Raw genomic sequence first — 18,713 nt, 5'->3', positions numbered from 1 at the left:
CGGCGATCACGAAGCGGCCGACGTCAAAAACACGCCGACCAGCAGATCGTAGGCGGAATGGCAGCCCACGGTGATTCCAAAGCCGCGCACAAAGAAGACCGTGGCAAAGAACACACCAGCCGCCGCGCGGAATGAAAACGTGAACAGGTTGAACGCGTCGGCGCTGGGTCCGATGTGGTGAGCCAGAGCAAACACAAAGCTCGTCGACACCGCCGCCAGCGCCGCTGCCCACCTGGGCGGAAACTCAAACAGCCGAAACGCCCAGAATGCCAGCGGTACCAGCAGCAGTCGGAACATGACTTCTTCGTAAACGCCCGCTCCGATAAACGTCACCGCTCGCGTCAGCCCGCCGGACACCGCCAGACGCAGCAGCTCAGCCTGCGGCTCAGCAGGTTGAAGCCGCACAAACATCAGGTGATGAAGCTGGCCGACACCAACCAGCACCACCGCCAGCAGCAGACTTTCCGCCAGCATTCCCATCTGAGTTTCCAGACGAACGTGCCAGGGGTGCCGTCTGACCAGATGCCAGCCCAGCAGCACGAAAACGACCAGAGCCGGAAGCAGCAGCACCTGACCGAGTCCGGCGCCTGACAGCAGGGACCGCATCCAGTAATCGGCACCGTTCCGCAGATGGTCCGGCTGACTGTCCGCCAGCATCAGCACACCGGCTTCATAGACCGCGATCAGCGGCGCAAGAAACAGCAGGCACGAAAGCGGGCGTCGTGCATCGGACCAGTAGTCACCTGGTTGCTGAACTGTGGTTGCCATACCGGCAGTTCCTGCCGCTGTTCGAAACAGACAAGCCGTGCGGCACGCGTCCGCGATTGATCGACTTTCGTGGAGAACGCTGAACTCATGCGACGCCGCTCGCCAGTTCGGGTGTCCGCGGCATCAATCGGACACCGTGCGATCACCGAACGCCTCTCGTTGGAAGAATCGGCCATTCCGGCCGACCGCGTTTAAGGAATCCGGAAGACGCGGAGTGGTCGCATCGGGAAAGCTTTTCCGAGTCTGCCAGACGCGATGTTGCAGTCGATTCAACGGGCAGCAGATGGCACGGGTCTCTTGCAGAGCACCAGCAACCGGTGCCGATGCTTCTGCTTGAGAACTTCTGCTTCCGGTTACGTTCGAAAAGGGAATTTCGAGCCATGCGGTTTCGTGAAACGCACGCGTCGGATATTGATCAGATTGTCCGGGAACTGCTGAGCGAAATGACGGATCGCGGCTGTTCGCTGCACGAAAACGCGCTGCCGTCCGTCGAAGGCGTCATCGCCATCGCCGCGGACGTTCGCGACCTGCTGCTGCCCGGATACCGCAGCACAAGAAGTCCCCTGGCCACGGACCGCTCCGTCGAATTCACCAGCCTGATGCATCGCGTCAACTCGCGACTGCGGATCGAAGTCGGCCGTGCCATCCTGCATCACGGCGGAGCACGGCTGAAGATTCACGACGGCGGTGATGCAGACGATTCCGCGCTGCGGTGCCCGACCGAACTGACCGCGGCGTTTCTGAAGCGGCTGCCGAACCTGAGACGCATGTTGCTGGAAGACGTTCAGGCGGCCTTCGACGGTGACCCGGCCGCAAAGACGCCCGACGAAATCATCCTGTGCTATCCCGGCATCGAAGCTGTAATGATTCATCGAGTCGCGCATGAACTGCTGCTGCTGGGAATTCCGTACCTGCCGCGAATTCTGTCGGAGTGGGCTCACCGCGAAACCGGCATCGACATCCATCCCGGTGCCTCGATCGGCCCGCGATTCTTCATTGACCACGGCACCGGTGTCGTGATCGGCGAGACCTGCGTGATTGGTTCAGGTGTGACGCTGTACCAGGGCGTGACGCTCGGAGCGTGGTCGTTCCCGCGCGACGAAGACGGCAACCTGATCCGAGGCACGAAACGTCATCCCACGCTGGAAGACAACGTCACCGTCTACTCAAACGCCACCGTGCTGGGCGGCTCAACGGTGATCGGAGCCGGCTCGCAGATCGGTTCCAACGTGACACTCAGCCGCACCATCCCGCCCAACACCATCGTCACCATCGAACCGCCGTCTCTGCGGTTCCGCGAAGCAGGGTGAGTCATCCGGTTCGCGCCGGAGCGCAGAAGCAGCGGTCTCAATTCAGGATCGCGGCGTTTGCGGAGGAGGCATCGGAAGCTGCCGCCGGCGGCGTTGCGAGCGCAACATAATCCGGCCGGTCAGCAGCAGTCTTGTGTTTGTATGCCCGCAGGATCGTGCCTTCGTGCAAAAGAAATACGCCCGGCATTCGAAACACATTACCCTGAAAAGCGCCTGCTTTGTGCCCCCGCTGCGATGCCAGCAGTCCCTTCCACCACACTTTCGGACCGAGCAGTTGTCCGAACGTTCCCAGTTTCAGGCCAAACGTGTCGTACAGGCTGCAGGACGGATCGCGGAACGTGTGCAGGTCTGTCAAATTGTACTTCTTCAGCAGCTCGACGGGTTCCTGCTGGCCCATGTGTACGAATGCGATCTGCGTTCCCAATGCTTCAATCTGCTGCCGCTGCTGTGCAATGTCTGACACTGCTTCACGGCAGAAAGTGCAGCCGGAATGTCTGAGGAACACCGCCAGCAAGGGTCGGCCGCGGGACAGTTCCAGCAGAGAAACGCCGCGATTGCTCAGCATCCGTCCCACAGGGTCGATCTTCCGCGTTGGTGCGGGAACGGTGAAGTATTCCTGGCGTGAGTGATGAAACTTCGTTGCACTCCACAGCACGGAAGCAAACAGGAACCAGCACACCAGACTCAACGCCAGGACAACACACGCAACGCTCCATGACAGCCGGCCGGCCGATAGTGGACTCATCGCCCAAACCGGAACGAGTGTTGTCGCCAGAAGCCCGGTCACGACCATCGCCCAGTGATCGAACGGTCGTCTTGCCGCAACCAGATACCCGACACCGAAGGCGATCGCCAGCAGTCCGATGGCCCGTGCCAGATCGAAGCCGATCGAGTCCGGTTCGGCCGACAGCAGCCGGAACACCACGGACGGTGCCAGCAGAACTGCCGCCCCGGCAAACAGGCTGCACGCGCCGGTCGTCACAAGGAAGCATCTCATCCATGGCCGCGGTGCCAGCGCCACGGACGCGTCGGTGGCATGCGTATTTTCCGATTCGGCCATTCTTAAACGCTGTCCCGGGCCATTAAGAGATCCTCACCCGCGAATCCGAACGCGGCTGACGCAATTTGAACGCACTTGTGTTGTGGAAGAACCTGCAAAATTGAATCAGTCGGCAGAGGTGATTCGCAACGCCCCGCACCCGGCTGCCAGTCAGACGGGAATGACCACCCGCCGGCCAGTCTACGATGCGGCCAGGTCAGGGCTACATTCGTCGAAAAGGTCACGAAGCTTCTCCACCGCAGCGATCTGCAGTTGACGAACGCGCTCCTTGGAGAGTCCCAGTTCCTGAGCCAGTTCCCGCAGAGTCTTCACAACGCCGTTGTTGCCAATGCCGAACCGTCCGCGAACCACGACCTGTTCCCGCTCGTCGAGCTGCTCTGCCATGCGGGCGATCAGATCGTTGACGCGATGCTCTTCCTGGATCCACTCACTAATTAGCGGATCTTCATCGACGGCAGCAACGCCGTGCAGCAGTTCTGCGGTGCCGGGAGCGTCGATGGGCTGTCGTCGGCGCCGTCGCTGCGCCAGACGAAAGAAGTGCCTCTGCACCGAATGCGTCGCGTAGGTGCTGAAGCGAAAACCTCGCGACGCATCGAACTTCGCGATCGACTTCAGCAAGATTTCATTTCCTTCGCTTGTCAGCTCGTCGAACTCGTGGGAGGAGTTCGCGAACTTTCGGGCGATGGAAATTACCAGCCGCAGGTTGCATTCCGCGATGTGATTTCGGACAGCGTCAGCGTCGGCGAGAGCGTGTTCAAGGCACTTGCGCAGCTTCGCATGTTGCGATTTGGCGGTCACAAGCTGTCGGCGAGTTTCTTCCGCACGGCGCAGCAGGAAATTCATCTTGCGAAACAGGAAGACTTCCCCCTGCGGCGAAAGCAGCGGAGTGCCGCGCATCACTTCAAAATCGCCGTTTTCAGGAAAGTCGTTCGTCGTACAGTCCTGATCGCTGTACAGCGAAATGCCCTCCGGCAGGCTCAGCAGGTCAGCCGCATCCAGAGTTTCAAAATCCGGGTCGTCAATGAAGAAAATAGGGTCATTCACCGAAGAAACCGTCCATTCTTTTTTTCTTGCTACTTTCGGGGGGGCCACGGGAAAAACGCACTGGTCCGGCGAATGTACTCCGCATAGCCGTCCCGGCGGGAAACCAGTGATTTTTCAAGCAAAGGCACGCCAGAGATCCGCAGCAGGAGTATAGACATCAGCAAGCAACTGGCCAGGATCAGGACCGGTGCTCCGCAACTGAGACTCAGCACGCCCAGTCCCCACCAGACGCAGAAGTCGCCGAAATAGTTGGGATGGCGCGTCAGCCGCCACAGGCCGGTGTTCAGCACGCGGCCCTTGTTTTCGGGATTCCTGCGAAAACGGGCAAGCTGCCAGTCGCCAACGGTTTCAAAGCAAAGCCCGACCGAAAACAGCACAATGCCGGTGATCAGCAGGGCGACACGATCTTCCTGAAGTGCCTGAGCAAACTGCAGCGGCAGGCTGACAAGGAACAGAATCAGGCCCTGCAGCCAAAATACGGTGAACAGGCTGATCCAGCGAAACGCAGTGCCGTGCTTTTCCCGCATTTCGGCGTAGCGATAGTCTTCCGGTTTGCCGTGGTTTCGCCGGGCCAGATAGCCGCTCAGTCGCACGCCCCACACCGTCGTCATCACGGGAATCCACAATGAACGCTCGCCCGCGTCGCGGCTGGCCCATGAAGTCCATGCCACGAGCACGAAGCCCATGCCCCAGACGATGTCGATGATGCTGACGTCGCTTCGACGGATGCTCACCAGCCAGACGCAGAGCATCAACGAAAGTATGCCAACGGCGTTGAACAGCAGGATCGTTTTCATCAGTTTCTCTGCCTTCGCCGATTCGATCCGCGACGGCACGGTCTGTTGCACGCCGGTCGACGTCCGTGGAATGCCGCCGCGCAGTGCGCGATTTCCGTGCCGCCGTTATCCTGCCTGCCGTTCGAGCAGGTAGTGTGCGACCTTCCATTCGGTGCCCTGTCGGAAGCCGAAGAGTTCTGAGCAGGCCATGAAGAACAGTCGCCAGCGATTTCGCCAGACCGCAGCGTTCGGGCCGTACGTTCTTTGCAGGATTCGACGTACGTCGTTGGGGTGTTCGTCCATGTTGTTCAGCCACGCGTCGCTGGTCCGCTGATAGTGCCGGCCGTTCCATTCCCACTGCCGCGTGACTTTCATGTGATCCTGTGTCTGCAGCAGCAGAGATTCCGCGGGCATCATGCCGCCTGTGAAGAAGTAGCGGGCCATCCAGTCAGATTCGTCGCGAGTTTCGAACAGATACGACTGGCTTCGATGGCAGAACAGATGAACGAACAACCGGCCCGCGGGGTTCAGCCATGTCGCTATTCGTCGCAACAGTTCGGCATGGTTCCGCATGTGCTCGAACATCTCGACGGAAACCACGCGGTCGAACGTTTTCGAGATCGAAAAACTGTTCATATCGGCGGTGATGACTTCCGGCGCTCGCAGGCCGCGCTCGTTCGCCTGCTGCAGGATGCTGTTTCGCTGTGACTGAGAATTGGAAACGCAGACCAGCCGGCTGTTTGGAAAATGCTCCGCGATGTACAGGGACAGTGAGCCCCAGCCGCAGCCCAGTTCCAGAATGTCCATGCCGTCTTCCAGTTCGGCCCGCAGGCAGGTGGTGGCCAGTGCCGCCTCTTCCGCTTCATTGAGGCTGCTGCAGGAATCGGTCCATTCGCAGCAGCTGTATTTCCGGCGGCGTCCCAGCACCAGCTGAAAGAATTCCGGCGGCACTTCGTAGTGCTGTTCGTTCGCGGCTTCCGTGGCAACAGCGACCGGAGCCGAGCGGCACTGTTCCATGAAAGACTCCGATCGCTGGCGCAGAGTCTCCGGATCGGCCGCTTCGATCTCCTGCAGCCGTTTGCGCAACAGTCGCCGGATGCCCGAACGGGCGATATCGTCCGGCAACAGTCCGCGTTCCGCTGCCGCGAGCGCCGCGCGGAAAACGTAACGCGGAATCATCGGAGCTGTCGCTCCCAGACGGCCTGAACGACACCGACGGTGCGTTCCCGGAATGCAGCTTCGCAATAGGCCAGGTAGTAGTCCCAGGTACGCAGAAAGCGCTCGTCGAATCCCTGACGGCGAACGTCCGCGAGCCGCTTGTGGAATCGAGACCGCCATTCCCTGGTGGTCTGAGCGTACCCGTCGGCGAAGTCATCCAGTCGCACGAGCCGCATGGAAGTGTTTCCGGTCGCCGCAGTCTGCAGAGCCGTCACCGACGGCAGACAGCCGCCGGGGAAAATGTACTTCTGGATAAAGTCCACGGACCGAAGATAACGCGAGTACCGCTGCTCCGGCATGACGATCGCCTGCAGCAGCATCTGCGAATTCGGCTTCAACAGTTGTTCACAGATGCGAAAGTACCGCGGATAGTATTCACGGCCGACTGCTTCGATCATTTCCAGTGAGACAAGGCGGTCGAATTGTCCAACGCGAGTTTCCGCAGCAGAATCAGCACGAGTCAGGTCACGGTAGTCTTTCAAAAGCACCGTGACCCTGTCGTTCAGCCCCGCCTGCTGAACCCGGTTGCGGGCATACTCGTACTGCTGCGGCGAAATGGTTGTCGTCGTCACTCGACACCCCACCGTCTGCGCCGCGTGGAGTGCGAATCCGCCCCAGCCAGTCCCGATTTCGATGACATGGTGTTCGGGCCGAAGATCCAACTGCCGGCAAATGTGATTGAGCCGTGAAACCTGAGCCTGCTCCAGCGTCATGCCGGGCGATTCGAACATGGCCGACGAATACATCATCGTCGGGTCGAGAAACAGTTCGAAGAATGCATTGCCAAGGTCATAGTGGGCACGGATATTTCGCCGGCTGCCGTTCTTCGAGTTTCTCGACAGCCAGTGACGGCCCCGGGCGGCCAGTCCCGCTGGCAATTCCACCAGAGAACGGTTCGGCCGGAAGCAGTTGAGGTGGCGTCCGAACAGTCGGAACAGAGACACCAGATCATCAGCGTCCCAGTCTCCGTCCAGGTAACTTTCCGCGGCACCGAGGCTGCCGCGCGAAACCAGCCGCCGGTAGAACCTCTCGTTGCGGACCATCACAGTCGCTTCAAGGCCGTCATCAGCAGCATCTCCAACGACGGTCCGATGACAGCCGTCGTCCAGATAGAGGCGACCATCGTTGATGCAGGAAAGCCGCTCCAGCAGCCTTCGCTGGCAAACCTGCGACAGCCACCGGCGAGGCTGGCCGCATGCCGGCTGCATCGCTGCGGCCGGGCGGACATGGTCGGCGGGGTCGCCAGGATCGTCGCGGGAAATCAGAATCGCGCTCATGTCTCTCTGGTAAACTCTCTGCCATTAAGCCATACCGGCGGTCAATGATCGGATCTGTCTCGTGTTGCCGCCGGACCGTTTCTGCGTAGTCATAGACGGTCGGCTCCAGGTTTCGACCGAAATTCCGGTTTTCCGGCCAGCCGTGGCTTCAAGGCAGCTACTTCGATTTCGGTCACGCCGGCGCGGCCAGTCGGAAAGCGGATTGGCGAGACGACCGACCGAAAGTACAGCGCGCGAAAACTCTGCTCCCGCGGGCTTCAACAGCAAGCGGCTTCATTTCATGGGGAGCGACGACTGCCTGGCCCCGAGCGTTTCGGTCTCTGAGCCGCGGTGTTCGATCTTTGCATTCCGCGGATGCGGGTGGAACGCAGCTCGCTTCCACCACAGTCTTGCGGCCTGCCAGTAGATTCGCAGGGTCGTCTGCATGGAAATTGCCGGATAGCGCAGCACCAATCGCGCGAGCCCGGCAGACGAGATTTCGCGACGTGCCAGCAGCAGCGACGCGTCGAAGATTCGCTTCCCGCTGACGTCGAGATCCTCGAGGTGGACTGCCAGTGTCCTGCCCGGCGTGCGGATGCGCCATTGGTAATTCAGGTTCATCGGCAGAAACGGCGAGACGTGAAACTGCTTGTCATGACGATGCCGGATAACAGAGGGCCGACTACCGGGAGTCTGTCGACCGTCTGCTGTAAACGGCCTGCCATCGATCACGTAGCAGTGCCGTTCGTTCCAGGGTGTGTTCGTGACTTCAGCCACCACCGCGTCGACCTGCGTTCCGGTCGTGTTCCAGCAGTAGAAGAAGCTCACCGGATTCATCACGTAGCCCAGCCACCGCAGCTGAGTCAGCAGGCAGATTCGTCCCGACGGGCGGAACCCCAGCCGCTCGTGAACAAGATCCTGAACGCATTCATCCAGCGGCCGGTCCGGGTCGCCGAAGTGGTCGTTCCTGCGAAACCGGGCCAGCGCAGGTTTTGAAGCCGACCACAGCCAGAAATCGTCGAGAATCCGGGGCAGTTCGTCCAGATCAAGGTACATCAAGAACAGGCTGGCGGTGAACGTGTGAGCGGGATTTCCGAACCGCCGGTGCCGCACCCGTCCTTCATAAATGCAGCTATGCACCGCTTGAATCCTGAAAGGCACCGACGACGGCAAGCGCGCTGTTGACGCCGTCTTCATGAAACCCGTTGCCCCAGTACGCGCCGCAGCAGGAAACGCGGTTGTTTCGAACCAGTTCCGGATGTCGATGCTGGGCGGACCTGCGTTTCACCGTAAAGACCGGGTGGCTGTAGTGGTATGTCCCCAGGACCTTTTTCGGATCGATACGATTGGATTCATTGAGCGTCACGCAGAACGTGTGCTTTGACTTCAGATGCTGCAGGATGTTCATGTTGTATGTCAGCGTCGCCAAATGGGAGTCGCTGTTTCCGGAGATGTGGTAGTTCCAGCTCGACCAGACTTGTCGCCGCTTCGGCAGAACGGATTCATCCGTATGCAATACCGCAGTATTCGGTTGGTACGGGAATGACTCCAGCACCGCATTTTCCACGGGCGTGGCATCTTTGCCAAGCAGTCGCAGCGTCTGGTCGCTGTGGCAGGCCATGACGACTTCGTCGACTGTCGTCGTATCCTGCTCTGTGATGATGTCAACCCCATCAGGCCGCCGCCGAACTCGCTGCACGGCAGAATTCAGGCGGATGCAGTCACGAAAGGGTTTCGTCAGTGCCTCCACGTAGCGCTGAGAGCCTCCCGAGATGACTCGCCATGTCGGCCGGTCGCGGAGACTGAGCAGACCGTGGTTCTGGTAAAAGTCGACAATGAAGCGGACCGGGAATGACTCGAAGGTCGTCACAGGGCACGACCAGATCGCTGCCCCCATCGGCAGCAGATACCGCTGAGCAAACTCGGTCGAGTACCCGTGGCGGCGCAGAAATTCGGCAACTGTGACGGAATCGTCCAGCTCCGATGCCAGTGCCGGGGCCTTCCCGTTGAACCGCAGAATGTCGCCAATCATTCGGTAGTGACCGGGTCGCAGCAGGTTTCGTCGCTGAGCGAACAGCCCCGCGAGACCGCTGCCGCTGTATTCCAGGTCATCGGGCTCTGAACTGACGCAGAAGCCCATCGACGTCGGAACTGACGCGACCTGCAGTTCCTGAAGCAGGTGAATGAAATTCGGATACGTGCGGTCGTTAAAGACAATGAATCCGGTGTCGATGCTGTGATGTTCGCCGGCGTAGTTCACGTCAACCGTATTTGTGTGACCGCCGACCCATGCATTCGCTTCGAACACCGTTACCGCATGCTGTCGACTCAGGTGATAAGCCGCAACCAGGCCGGAAATGCCACTTCCCACGATCCCGATTCTCATTCCAAACCCAGACCACAAATCCGCGTCGATCCACAATGTCGCCAAATCTATTGTGTCGTTTCTAGACGGAAGCCCGCTGGTGTCCAGCAGGAATCGCAACTGCCCTCGGTTCATAATGCCACCGTTTCGTGAAAACGGTTTCCGGACGTCAAGGAGCCTGACGTCGGCGGCGAAGTCGACGGAACGCCGTCTCATGCATGAAGCGGTATCGTCAGCGTTCGCGTCGCGCTGATGCCTGTGACACCGCACGGTCGTCACGTGATCGTCGGCGGCAATCGTGTGGCATCGATGGATGAATCGCGACACGCCTGCGAAGGCGCGACTCGGCTGCTTTGCCGGTGCGCACTGCCTTCGTTTCAGGGACATACAATCGTCAGCCGCCGCCAGCCGACGTCAATGCCGCAGCCAGATTGTTGACGGCATGCAGGATCACTCCGGGCCAGATCGAACCACACTTCAGGAACAGCCAGCCGAGTGCGACGCCGAGCAGCAGAATGGACAGTGAGTGAGACAGGTAAGCTCGATAACCAGGCAGCAGATTCAGCAGGTACCAACCCGGAAAATGAATCAAAACGAACAAGACGGACGATGCAACGATCGCAAACCTGCTGCCGTACCGCGACAGTTGCTGCGTGAAATACCCGCGAAAGGAGACTTCCTCGATCACGGTCGCTGTGGAAAACCCCGTGAACCAAAAGGCAATCTCCGGAACGCCGTTGAACGTCCTGTGCTGGATTCGACTGGCAAGGAACAATGACACCGCAGCCCACGTGGCAGCGACGAGAAGACCACCTATCAACCACCGACCCGGCGGAATTCTCACACCCAGCGCCCGCCACGGACTCCGCGATTGGAAGATGACGAACAACGGAGCTGTGAAAATCAGGAACCGGCAACTCTCACCAATCGCGACACTGAAACCGGCCGACATCCCCGCAAGATGCGGATATCCCCACGCGACATACGCTGTCCAGATAACCGCCAGCCACACCGTATACGCCACTGCGTGCATTGCCGAACAATCACTTCTGTCGTTCAGTGAAGGCCGCCACCAATCGCGGCATACGCAGCCCCACGTGATTCTCCATGGCAGCTCGGTCCAACTTCGCCATGCGGCCAATCAGCCGGACGAGCCCTCAGGTCACCGTTCACCAGTTCCCGACAGGCTGCTCAAGTCACCGGACAGTCGACCGACAGAACCTGCGGAACGGGACACGGACTTTACCGTCTCCGATTCGGCCAGTGCCACGTACCGAATGCTCAAGCGACGTGGATTCGCGAAACACGGCAATCCCAACTTCACCGGGCGGTGGTTTGAGACCTGGCAGGGCTCGCGTCATACTTCGGCACCGCGTGGCGGAGTTTTGGTTGTCTGGGTTTCTGTAGAAGAGGTTCTGATGCTGTCTCATATGGTGTATTTCACTTTGAACGATCCTTCGGCCGACGCTGCGGTGAAGCTGGTGGAGTCGTGTCACAAGTATCTGAAGAATCATCCGGGAGTTGTATTTTTTGCCGCCGGCACGCTGACTCCGGATCTGGTTCGGCCGGTCAATGACCGCGAATTTCATGTCGCGCTGAATGTCGTGTTCGACACGCGAGCGAATCACGATGCGTATCAGGTCGCGGAGGATCACCTGAAATTCATCGAAGAAAACAAGCCCGGGTGGGCAAAAGTTCGCGTATTCGACGCCGATGTGACGTAGGCGGATCGGGGCGAACTGATGCCAGACGAACGAACGACGACGCACTGTCCGCAGCGCGCTTGCCCCGGTTCGGTGCGGGCGCAGCCGGGCCGACAGCCCCGCCGCCTGCGAATGACCTGGTGAAGGCTGGCGGCACAGGAGGACGAAGTGACATGTTCCCGCGTTCATTAGAGTCCGGCTCATGACTGTTCCCAGCATTCAGTCAGCGTTCGGTGACCGAACGGCTGTATCGCGTGCCGAATGGCTGCTTGTGTTGTGTGTCGGTCTGGGTCTGTCTTTGGGCGTGTGGAGGGGACTTGTCACCGGCGGCGGGCTGGTCGGAGGTGACACGTATCCGTACTTTATGCCGCAGAAGCAACTGATGGCGGAGGAATACCGGCGCGGCCATCTTCCGTTATGGCACGACCGGACGGGCCTGGGCTACCCGCTGCTGGCCGAAAGCCAGGCTGGTGTCCTGTATCCTTCGAACCAATTTCTGTATCGCGTGCTGGACATCAACACGGCCTATAGCGCCAGCCTGGTTCTTCACTATTGGCTGGCGTTTGTATTTGCCTGGCGGTTCGCGCGCGCGCAGCGGCTCTCGTTGTGGCCGGCGATGCTGGCGGCATTGGTCTATGTCTATGGCTGGTTCCCGGCCCGCGTGTCACTGGAATGGAGTATCATCGGCGGTGTCTGGCTGCCGCTGACACTGTGGCTGACGGATTCACTGCTGAAGGCTCCTTCGCGGCGATTGTTTGTGGCCCTGGTGGCGTGCCTGTCGATCCATCTGCTGGCCGGGCATTTTACTCTGGCGTTCATCAACCAATTAACGTTGATTCTGTATGCGACATTGTGGGTCGCAATGCAGCCGCGTGTTCGGAAAGGCGAGACTTCTGCCGGACATCACGAGTCGCAGCAGGGAACCGGTTCTGCCGATGCGTCGTCCCTGCGAAAGTCTCTCTTCCGTCGCGCCATTCCGGTTCCGGCTGCGATCAGCGTCAGTTTGCTGCTGGCCGCGGTGCAGTTGCTGCCGACTCTGGATCTGAAGCAGACCAGTCAGAGGGAAGGCGCTCATCAGGCATTCAATCCTGCCTATGGACACATGCCGCCGCTGTATATCACACAGCTATTGGCATCGTGGACTTATTGGCATACACCGGAGATTCTGCTTGACCGCCGGATGCTGCGCGATCCCATGGCCATCGATGCTGACACTAATCCCGTTGAAGCTCACTTGTATTGGGGACTGCTTCCGCTGGGACTGGTTGTCGTTTCGATGCTCCCGCACATACGGCACCGGTTGCCAACGAGAGAATTTCGGACGTGGGTGGTTCTGTCTCTATTGGGAATTATCTACGCCACAGGATGGCTGCTTCCGGTGACGCGTCATCTTCCAGGGTTCACGTTTTTTATGGGACCAGCCCGGTATACGATTGTGGCGGCGCTGGGCGGGGGAATCGTCAGCGGCCTGGTACTGGAACACCTGGTTCGCCGCCGGCGCGGATTTGGTCGAGCCGTGATCACGCTGCTGGTCGCTGCGATTACTCTGCCGGACTTGCTGGCATCGTCGAAGTATGTGGCGGACGCGGTCGTGGTGGAGACGGCTCCGATCTCCAGGCTGTCGGAAAGCTGGTTGCGGAACTTCTTCACTTCACGAAATTCGGAAACTCTGCGACTGCTGGCTCCCGGACCGAACGTCGGCAATCTTTATGGTGTCAGTTGCGTACCGACGTATCTGGGGCTCGGGCCATCGTTTTATTTCAGTGAGCAATTCGAACTGCGTGCGGTGCCGGAATCGCCGAATGATGTGTTTCCGTCGCCGGAGCAAAGTGTTCGGCTGCGAAACCTGGGCGTGACGCACTTGCTGCTGGAAGACGAGATTTCCGTCCCCTCTTCGGAGATTGAAATTGTGGAAAGTGGCCCGGACGCTTTGTTGAATTCGCTTTGGGGCCGGGGGATGAAGCCTGTGTGGCTGTATCGTTTCGTGGAGCCGCCGTCGCGGGTGACGGCACAACCGGCGACTTCGCTGATGAAATGGGATGTCGTCGCCAGCGGCCCTCGGCGAGTGGAGTTCGACGTGGCACTGTCGGAAGACGCGACTGTCGTGCTGCGGGACCTGATGTTTTCCGGCTGGCAGGTGTCGGTTGACGGAGAAGGGCAGACGGCAGAAGACGCTGTGTTTCGGTCCGTCAGCGTTCCGTCCGGAAAGCATCACGTGGTGTGGGAATACCGTCCGGCTGGTTTTCAAACCGGGTTGTGGTTGTCTCTGATCACGGCCGCGGCGCTGGCGGCTTTGGCGCTTGTGCGATCCGGCGGAAAGTCTGACTGACGGCCTGGAGCCCGCGGAATGGTGGTCGCGGGAACGCGCGAGTGCTTCGCCGTTGGCATCGTGATCAATGAATGGGACGGAAGCGAGCCACATGTCGACATCGAACGCCGAACGATTCTCTTTTCCTGAGGTGACGCCGCTGCAGTCGATCGGCGAGCTTCGGACTCTGTTGCCGGCGACCTTGAAATATGCCTATCTGGACAACGCGGCGCTGTCTCCGATTCCTGTTCCCACGGCGGACGCAATTCGGTTCTGGGCCGGAGACGCGATGCTGAACGGCGTGCTGCACTGGAAGCACTGGCAGACCCTCATTCGGCAGACGCGGGAGCTTGCCGCGCAGTTGATGGGATCGTCGCCGGACGAAGTTGCATTCGTGCCGAATACCGCCGCCGGAATCGCGGTTGTGGCAGAGGGTTTCCCGTGGCAGGCGGGCGACAACGTGGTCGTGCCGAAAGCCGAGTTTCCCAGCAATCTGTACCCGTGGCTGAACCTGCGTTCGCGGGGTGTTGAAGTGAGGCTGGTGGAAGGCCGTGCGACCGAAGTCGCGATCCGGGACGCATGTGATTCCGCCACCAAAATTGTCGCGTGCAGTTGGGTAGACTTCATCAGCGGAGAACGGCGTGATCTGGCCGGGCTGGCCGAGATTGCTCACCGACATGGCGCATTGCTGGCTGTGGATGCGATCCAGGGGCTGGGGGCACTTGACCTGGATGTTTCCGCCTGCGGAGTTGATGTCCTGGTTGCCGACGGCCGCAAGTGGCTGCTGGCCGCTGATGGCACGGGAATTCTGTATGTTCGTCGTGAATGTGCGGAGCGGCTGCGGGTGCTCGGACCAGGCTGGAACAGTGTCGTCAATCCCACGGACTTTGAATGCGGGGAACTCAGGCTGAAGTCGGACACGACGCGCTTCGAAACCGGAATTCTGAACACATGCGGAATTGCCGCTCTGTACGCCAGCCTGAAGCTGCTGTGCTCGATTCCGCTTTCCGACCGACAGGAGCGGTTGCTGCAAATTCGAGCGGAGCTGCAGGATGCCGCGGCGTCGGCCGGAATGTCGGCGTTTGCAGTTCCCGCGGACCGGCAATCCGGGATCCTGTCGCTGGACTGTGGCGGCCGCGATCCTCACACGGTGGCTCGCAACATGCGAAGGCAGGACGTGATCGTCAGCGTTCGCGGCGAACGACTTCGCGCGAGTCCTCACATCTACAACAACAGCGACGACGTGCAGCGGTTTGCCGAACTGTGCCGCACGGCGTGAGTCACATCGTCATCGGGCCGATCAGCGACCATACCGGCTGGAACCGAGTTTCGGCAACGTTGCCATCGACGCCGGCCGCATCTGCGGCACCGCCGGCGAAACGGACGCCGGTCGAACAGGGTAACGGCCGGTGCCGGTACCGGTCATGGCCGGTTGAGCATTCTTCGTCTGCAGTTGCTGAATGAAAGATGTCGACGCGGGAGCCGCGAGCGGCTGATTCGCGCCGGCCGGAGTCTGCCCATAGCGCAACGATGCCTGATTGACATTCGGCACGATCGCCGGCTGCCCGGGTGACGTCGCGGTGCGGTTGGCGAGCGTTCGAATCACCGGCTGACCGGCGGGTCTCTGAACCGACACCGACTGCACAGTCGTGGACCGCGGCACCGGCAGATTGTATCTCGACTGCGGCATCGGCGGCTGAAGTCCGGGGTCGGCTGCTGGCATCGGTTGAGGAACCGGTGCCGATGGAACCGGGTTACTGCCGGGAGCCCCGTATCGGGGTGGCTGTCCGCCAAACGGCGATGAAACGCCGGACGGCGGAGAATTCAGCGGCGCTGGTGTCGTGCTGCCGAGTTGCTCGTGAAAGACGTGAGTTGGTTTGACCGGCAACGGCGTGCCTAAGCCGTATCGTCCGCCGGAGCTGACGCCTGATGATCCCGACATGGTGAACTGCCCATCGATCCACGGTGAGTCCCCAAAGGACTGCGGCATCGCGCCGGAACCATCGGCCTGGCACGAACCGTCCTGGCAGCCGCAACCGGATAGGCCGCACGAATCCGTGTCGTCACATGCGGGCACGTGGGGAAACCGTTTCCAGCAGGTCTGATGAAATCCCCAGGCCGGTTCGCAGGCCGGAGATGTCTGTGGACGCACGGGTTCTTTTTTGAAGTAGCAGCCGTCGGCCATTACGCTGCCGCCGAACAACACCGCGAACGAACCTGCGGCGGTGACTGACTTCAAGTTACGAAGGAATGCGAGGTCCATGTTTCGAAATCCTGCTGTTCAGAATGTTCCGTGTCTTCGATGGCGATGGTGCTGAGTTGCTGCCGTGTCGCGTTATCGTCCGATATCGCAATGCGCTTGTCGGCGGTTAACGTCCGAGACCGTATCCACCACCGCCGCCGATGCCGAAGGCGGCCGGATGTCCGGTCAGACCGCCGCCGAGTCCGCTGCTGATTCCCAGGCCGACTCCGTACGCGCCACCGCCCAGTCCTCCGCCGTAACCGCCGCCGAAGCCGCCGCCGCCAAAGGCACCGAGCCCGCCGGCGCTGGCTGGCCCGAGGCCGCCACTGAAACCGCCGATCCCGCCGCCCAGGTTGGGTCCCAGCGAGTTACCGGAGAAACCGCCACCGAAGCCGCCGCCGATCCCGCCGCCAAAACCTCCGCCGCCGATTCCTCCCCCGCCAATGCCGCCGACACCAATTCCTCCCGCGCCAATCCCGCCGCCTCCGCCGCCAACACCGGAGAACGACATGAACGTCGCTGGATGGCCGGTGATTCCAAGCTGCGAGTACGACTGCACGCCTCGCTGAAGTCCGCCACCCTGCTGCAGGTAGTTCTGCTGCAACTGCAGAGCCTGGAGGTTCATCCCCAGTTGCTGATTCGCCTGCTGGAAGTCCAGTTGCGGCCGGACCAGACCGTAGTAGTTCAAAACGCCGCCGCTGTTGTCGCCGCGAAACAGGTTCAGGTACGGGCTGACCGTGGGACGGTCGAACGGCCGGTCAATGTGGCCTCCCAGTTGAGCCTGTGCCGAACCTGCGAAACCGGCTGCGATCACCGTCGACAAGATCAGCAGCCGGATTTCCGGAAATCGCTGCATGGTTGTATTCCTGAGTGAAGTGCGGACGGAATCTGGTTAGGAAAGCGGCCGGTCAGACGATCGCCGAAGGAATCGCGGTGTCGATTGACCGGCGGATGTGTCGTAATCAGAAGCCGCCACTGTTGCCGGAACCGAACGCCGATCGTCCTCGCTGCAGGGTTCGCACGGTTCCGTTGCCGAGAATCGTGAAGCCCAGGATCCGCTCAAACGGCGCTGTGATCTTCGCCATTGCCGTATCGAAGCGAATGAACTTGTCAGCTTTCACGTAGATCCGGTCGCCGGGAAGAATCTGGTAGTTCGTCGCCGTCTGCCCTCCCTGAGCGATCGCATTCCAGTCGACCTTCAGAATCTGATCCGGCCGGCAATTGCCCGGAGCCGGGCGAGCGACCCAGATGTCGCCTTTCGAAGCGACGGTGGGCAGCCCGCGAATGTTGCCGATGGCGTCCAGCACGGTTTCATTGCCCATCGACGGCAGAGGAAAGACCTGTTCGCCGGCACCGCCGCCGTCTGTGATCACGTAGTACTTCTTGCTGTTGTACGCCAGGATGTCGACATTCACGCGCGGCTGATAGATGTGCTGCGACAGGTGCTGTTCGATCGCCTGACGGGCTTCATCCAGAGTCTTGCCGGTGACATACACGTCGCCGTAGATCCCCAGGTGGACTGTTCCGTCCATTCGCACCAGATGCTGACCCGCGACGTACTGCTGATTCTGCGGCATCGGCAGCGTGACCAGCACCTGTGGCTTCGTCAGCACCTGCTTCATGTGTTCTTCAACGCGCCGCTGAATTTCCGCAAGCGGCTGTTCGGCGACCAGAACCTTGCCGTATTCCGGTCCGAGGTCGACGTAACCATCGGTGCCGATCATGTAAATGCCGTTGATCTGCTTGAACTGCCGCGAAACGTTTTCTTCCTCGCGACTGACGGGAATCGTCCGGTTCACCTGAATCAGCAGCGGTTCGCCGGCGTGAATCGGGGCGAAGTCCGGCCGCAGATTGTTGACCGCTTCAATCAGCAGCAAATCCGGCGGCTCGATGCGGTAGACCGGAAGCGACGTCTTCCGCAATTCGCGCGGGACGTTGTCCTGTGTCATGCAGCACTGCGAGATCTCTGAGGTGCAGCCACCGACTCCGCAGTATTCGCCCGGAACTGCCGAGAACGCGGCAGTGGTCGCGCCGACCGGCGCACAGGTTTCGCATGGCATTCCGATTTCGGTGACGGGCGGCCCGCCGATGGTCACGCATCCGCTGAAGCCAACACAGCACGCCATCGAAACTGCCAGCAGTGTCAGGCCGGCCGGTGATGATGTGTTTGTGCTGATGAACAAACGCCGCATGGTCCCCTCCATGGAGTCGTGCTGCCGACTGGGCAGGCTGGCCCGAGTTGTTTCCGGAATCGCCGAACAAACCGGCGGGCTCGTCGGGTCAGAGCGAAAGTGGATGTCGCCGTGAGCCGATTCCAGGCCAAACCGCTGATTGACGTATCCGCTGATAACAGTTGTCGTTATTGCCCGAACATCGTGTTGCGGGCGAGTGCTTTGTCAGCACGGAATTGATGTAGTGTGTGGCATTGACTGTTCCCGTGGTGTCCGCTGCGCAGACGCTCTGGCGCAGCCGGTGCCACACATCAGAACACGCTGGCCAGAGCACCGGGTCACTGTCCGCCGCCGACGTCGGTTGCGAACGGGACGCGAAACGACGGGCATATCACCCCTGCGTTCCTGCATGTTCATCGGACTGATATGATCCATCCAAACGGAGTTTCTGTTGCAACTCCGGCTGCTGGAACCCGGCTGGTCCGGTTGTGA

General features: G+C 60.4%; 17 protein-coding genes. 5 read left to right on the top strand and 12 right to left on the bottom strand.

All coding sequences use genetic code 11. The annotated features are described in order from the left end of the window. Positions 1-6: 6 nt before the first annotated feature. Positions 7-768 (bottom strand): CPBP family intramembrane glutamic endopeptidase, encoded by a 762-nt coding sequence (locus R3C19_06305; GenBank protein ID MEZ6059954.1) that lies wholly within the window; start codon positions 766-768, stop codon positions 7-9. 380 nt (positions 769-1,148) lie between these two features. Here R3C19_06305 and R3C19_06300 point away from each other — a divergent pair, with 380 nt between their 5' ends. Beyond that, the gene (locus tag R3C19_06300; protein MEZ6059953.1) at positions 1,149-2,078 is read left to right on the top strand and encodes a serine acetyltransferase; all 930 of its coding nucleotides are present in this window, start codon (positions 1,149-1,151) and stop codon (positions 2,076-2,078) included. Between the two features lie 37 nt (positions 2,079-2,115). On the opposite strand, the gene R3C19_06295 is transcribed toward R3C19_06300, so the two are convergent. From R3C19_06295 to R3C19_06260, 8 genes are all read right to left on the bottom strand, one after another. Next, the gene (locus R3C19_06295) at positions 2,116-3,138 is read right to left on the bottom strand and encodes a SelL-related redox protein (protein ID MEZ6059952.1); all 1,023 of its coding nucleotides are present in this window, start codon (positions 3,136-3,138) and stop codon (positions 2,116-2,118) included. 180 nt (positions 3,139-3,318) lie between these two features. Next, a complete protein-coding gene (locus tag R3C19_06290; protein ID MEZ6059951.1) occupies positions 3,319-4,182 on the bottom strand; it encodes a sigma-70 family RNA polymerase sigma factor in 864 nt (287 codons plus the stop codon). Positions 4,183-4,211: 29 nt separating this feature from the next. Beyond that, positions 4,212-4,979, bottom strand: coding sequence for a DUF1295 domain-containing protein (locus R3C19_06285; GenBank protein MEZ6059950.1), 768 nt, complete (start codon positions 4,977-4,979; stop codon positions 4,212-4,214). A 105-nt stretch (positions 4,980-5,084) separates the two neighbouring features. Beyond that, entirely contained in the window at positions 5,085-6,137 is a 1,053-nt protein-coding gene (locus R3C19_06280; protein ID MEZ6059949.1) for a cyclopropane-fatty-acyl-phospholipid synthase family protein, read from the bottom strand. After that, complete coding sequence (locus R3C19_06275) at positions 6,134-7,453, bottom strand: cyclopropane-fatty-acyl-phospholipid synthase family protein (GenBank protein ID MEZ6059948.1); 1,320 nt, start codon at positions 7,451-7,453, stop codon at positions 6,134-6,136. The genes R3C19_06280 and R3C19_06275 overlap by 4 nt, the downstream gene beginning before the upstream one ends. 273 nt (positions 7,454-7,726) lie before the next feature. Then, on the bottom strand, positions 7,727-8,572 hold the full coding sequence (locus tag R3C19_06270) for a DUF1365 domain-containing protein (GenBank protein ID MEZ6059947.1): 846 nt from the start codon (positions 8,570-8,572) through the stop codon (positions 7,727-7,729). Beyond that, complete coding sequence (locus R3C19_06265) at positions 8,565-9,818, bottom strand: FAD-dependent oxidoreductase (protein ID MEZ6059946.1); 1,254 nt, start codon at positions 9,816-9,818, stop codon at positions 8,565-8,567. Before R3C19_06265 ends, R3C19_06270 begins: the two co-directional genes overlap by 8 nt. Before the next feature lie 373 nt (positions 9,819-10,191). After that, positions 10,192-10,830 (bottom strand): type II CAAX endopeptidase family protein, encoded by a 639-nt coding sequence (locus R3C19_06260; protein MEZ6059945.1) that lies wholly within the window; start codon positions 10,828-10,830, stop codon positions 10,192-10,194. Between the two features lie 385 nt (positions 10,831-11,215). On the opposite strand from R3C19_06260, the gene R3C19_06255 reads away from it, so the two are divergent. From R3C19_06255 to R3C19_06245, 3 genes are all read left to right on the top strand, one after another. Then, positions 11,216-11,521 carry a Dabb family protein gene (locus tag R3C19_06255; GenBank protein ID MEZ6059944.1) on the top strand — a complete coding sequence of 102 codons (306 nt, stop codon included), beginning with the start codon at positions 11,216-11,218 and terminating at the stop codon, positions 11,519-11,521. A 181-nt stretch (positions 11,522-11,702) separates the two neighbouring features. After that, entirely contained in the window at positions 11,703-13,829 is a 2,127-nt protein-coding gene (locus tag R3C19_06250) for a hypothetical protein (protein MEZ6059943.1), read from the top strand. Between the two features lie 91 nt (positions 13,830-13,920). Next, complete coding sequence (locus R3C19_06245; protein MEZ6059942.1) at positions 13,921-15,087, top strand: aminotransferase class V-fold PLP-dependent enzyme; 1,167 nt, start codon at positions 13,921-13,923, stop codon at positions 15,085-15,087. Positions 15,088-15,108: 21 nt separating this feature from the next. On the opposite strand, the gene R3C19_06240 is transcribed toward R3C19_06245, so the two are convergent. The 3 genes from R3C19_06240 to R3C19_06230 all read right to left on the bottom strand — a co-directional run bounded on the left by R3C19_06240 (position 15,109) and on the right by R3C19_06230 (position 17,999). Further along, the gene (locus R3C19_06240; protein ID MEZ6059941.1) at positions 15,109-15,750 is read right to left on the bottom strand and encodes a hypothetical protein; all 642 of its coding nucleotides are present in this window, start codon (positions 15,748-15,750) and stop codon (positions 15,109-15,111) included. 427 nt (positions 15,751-16,177) lie between these two features. Further along, complete coding sequence (locus R3C19_06235) at positions 16,178-16,906, bottom strand: hypothetical protein (protein MEZ6059940.1); 729 nt, start codon at positions 16,904-16,906, stop codon at positions 16,178-16,180. 106 nt (positions 16,907-17,012) lie between these two features. Then, positions 17,013-17,999 carry a polysaccharide biosynthesis/export family protein gene (locus R3C19_06230; GenBank protein MEZ6059939.1) on the bottom strand — a complete coding sequence of 329 codons (987 nt, stop codon included), beginning with the start codon at positions 17,997-17,999 and terminating at the stop codon, positions 17,013-17,015. On the opposite strand from R3C19_06230, the gene R3C19_06225 reads away from it, so the two are divergent. Continuing rightward, complete coding sequence (locus tag R3C19_06225; protein ID MEZ6059938.1) at positions 17,998-18,357, top strand: hypothetical protein; 360 nt, start codon at positions 17,998-18,000, stop codon at positions 18,355-18,357. The genes R3C19_06230 and R3C19_06225 overlap by 2 nt on opposite strands. The last annotated feature ends 356 nt before the right edge of the window (positions 18,358-18,713 follow it).

The sequence above is a fragment of the Planctomycetaceae bacterium genome (genome assembly GCA_041398785.1).
Lineage (GTDB): Bacteria > Planctomycetota > Planctomycetia > Planctomycetales > Planctomycetaceae > JAWKUA01.
The sequence above is the reverse complement of the archived record's forward strand: the minus strand, read 5'-3'. Positions and strand labels throughout refer to the sequence as shown.

What these genes read in the sequence shown, in the direction of transcription:
- R3C19_06260 (MEZ6059945.1), bottom strand. Translation starts at nt 10,830, where the DNA reads ATGCACGCAGTGGCGTATACGGTGTGGCTGGCGGTTATCTGGACAGCG.
- R3C19_06265 (MEZ6059946.1), bottom strand. Translation starts at nt 9,818, where the DNA reads ATGAGAATCGGGATCGTGGGAAGTGGCATTTCCGGCCTGGTTGCGGCT.
- R3C19_06225 (MEZ6059938.1), top strand. Translation starts at nt 17,998, where the DNA reads ATGCAGCACTGCGAGATCTCTGAGGTGCAGCCACCGACTCCGCAGTAT.
- R3C19_06295 (MEZ6059952.1), bottom strand. Translation starts at nt 3,138, where the DNA reads ATGGCCGAATCGGAAAATACGCATGCCACCGACGCGTCCGTGGCGCTG.
- R3C19_06235 (MEZ6059940.1), bottom strand. Translation starts at nt 16,906, where the DNA reads ATGCAGCGATTTCCGGAAATCCGGCTGCTGATCTTGTCGACGGTGATC.
- R3C19_06255 (MEZ6059944.1), top strand. Translation starts at nt 11,216, where the DNA reads ATGCTGTCTCATATGGTGTATTTCACTTTGAACGATCCTTCGGCCGAC.
- R3C19_06305 (MEZ6059954.1), bottom strand. Translation starts at nt 768, where the DNA reads ATGGCAACCACAGTTCAGCAACCAGGTGACTACTGGTCCGATGCACGA.
- R3C19_06230 (MEZ6059939.1), bottom strand. Translation starts at nt 17,999, where the DNA reads ATGACACAGGACAACGTCCCGCGCGAATTGCGGAAGACGTCGCTTCCG.
- R3C19_06285 (MEZ6059950.1), bottom strand. Translation starts at nt 4,979, where the DNA reads ATGAAAACGATCCTGCTGTTCAACGCCGTTGGCATACTTTCGTTGATG.
- R3C19_06275 (MEZ6059948.1), bottom strand. Translation starts at nt 7,453, where the DNA reads ATGAGCGCGATTCTGATTTCCCGCGACGATCCTGGCGACCCCGCCGAC.
- R3C19_06280 (MEZ6059949.1), bottom strand. Translation starts at nt 6,137, where the DNA reads ATGATTCCGCGTTACGTTTTCCGCGCGGCGCTCGCGGCAGCGGAACGC.
- R3C19_06245 (MEZ6059942.1), top strand. Translation starts at nt 13,921, where the DNA reads ATGTCGACATCGAACGCCGAACGATTCTCTTTTCCTGAGGTGACGCCG.
- R3C19_06240 (MEZ6059941.1), bottom strand. Translation starts at nt 15,750, where the DNA reads ATGTCGGGATCATCAGGCGTCAGCTCCGGCGGACGATACGGCTTAGGC.
- R3C19_06300 (MEZ6059953.1), top strand. Translation starts at nt 1,149, where the DNA reads ATGCGGTTTCGTGAAACGCACGCGTCGGATATTGATCAGATTGTCCGG.
- R3C19_06250 (MEZ6059943.1), top strand. Translation starts at nt 11,703, where the DNA reads ATGACTGTTCCCAGCATTCAGTCAGCGTTCGGTGACCGAACGGCTGTA.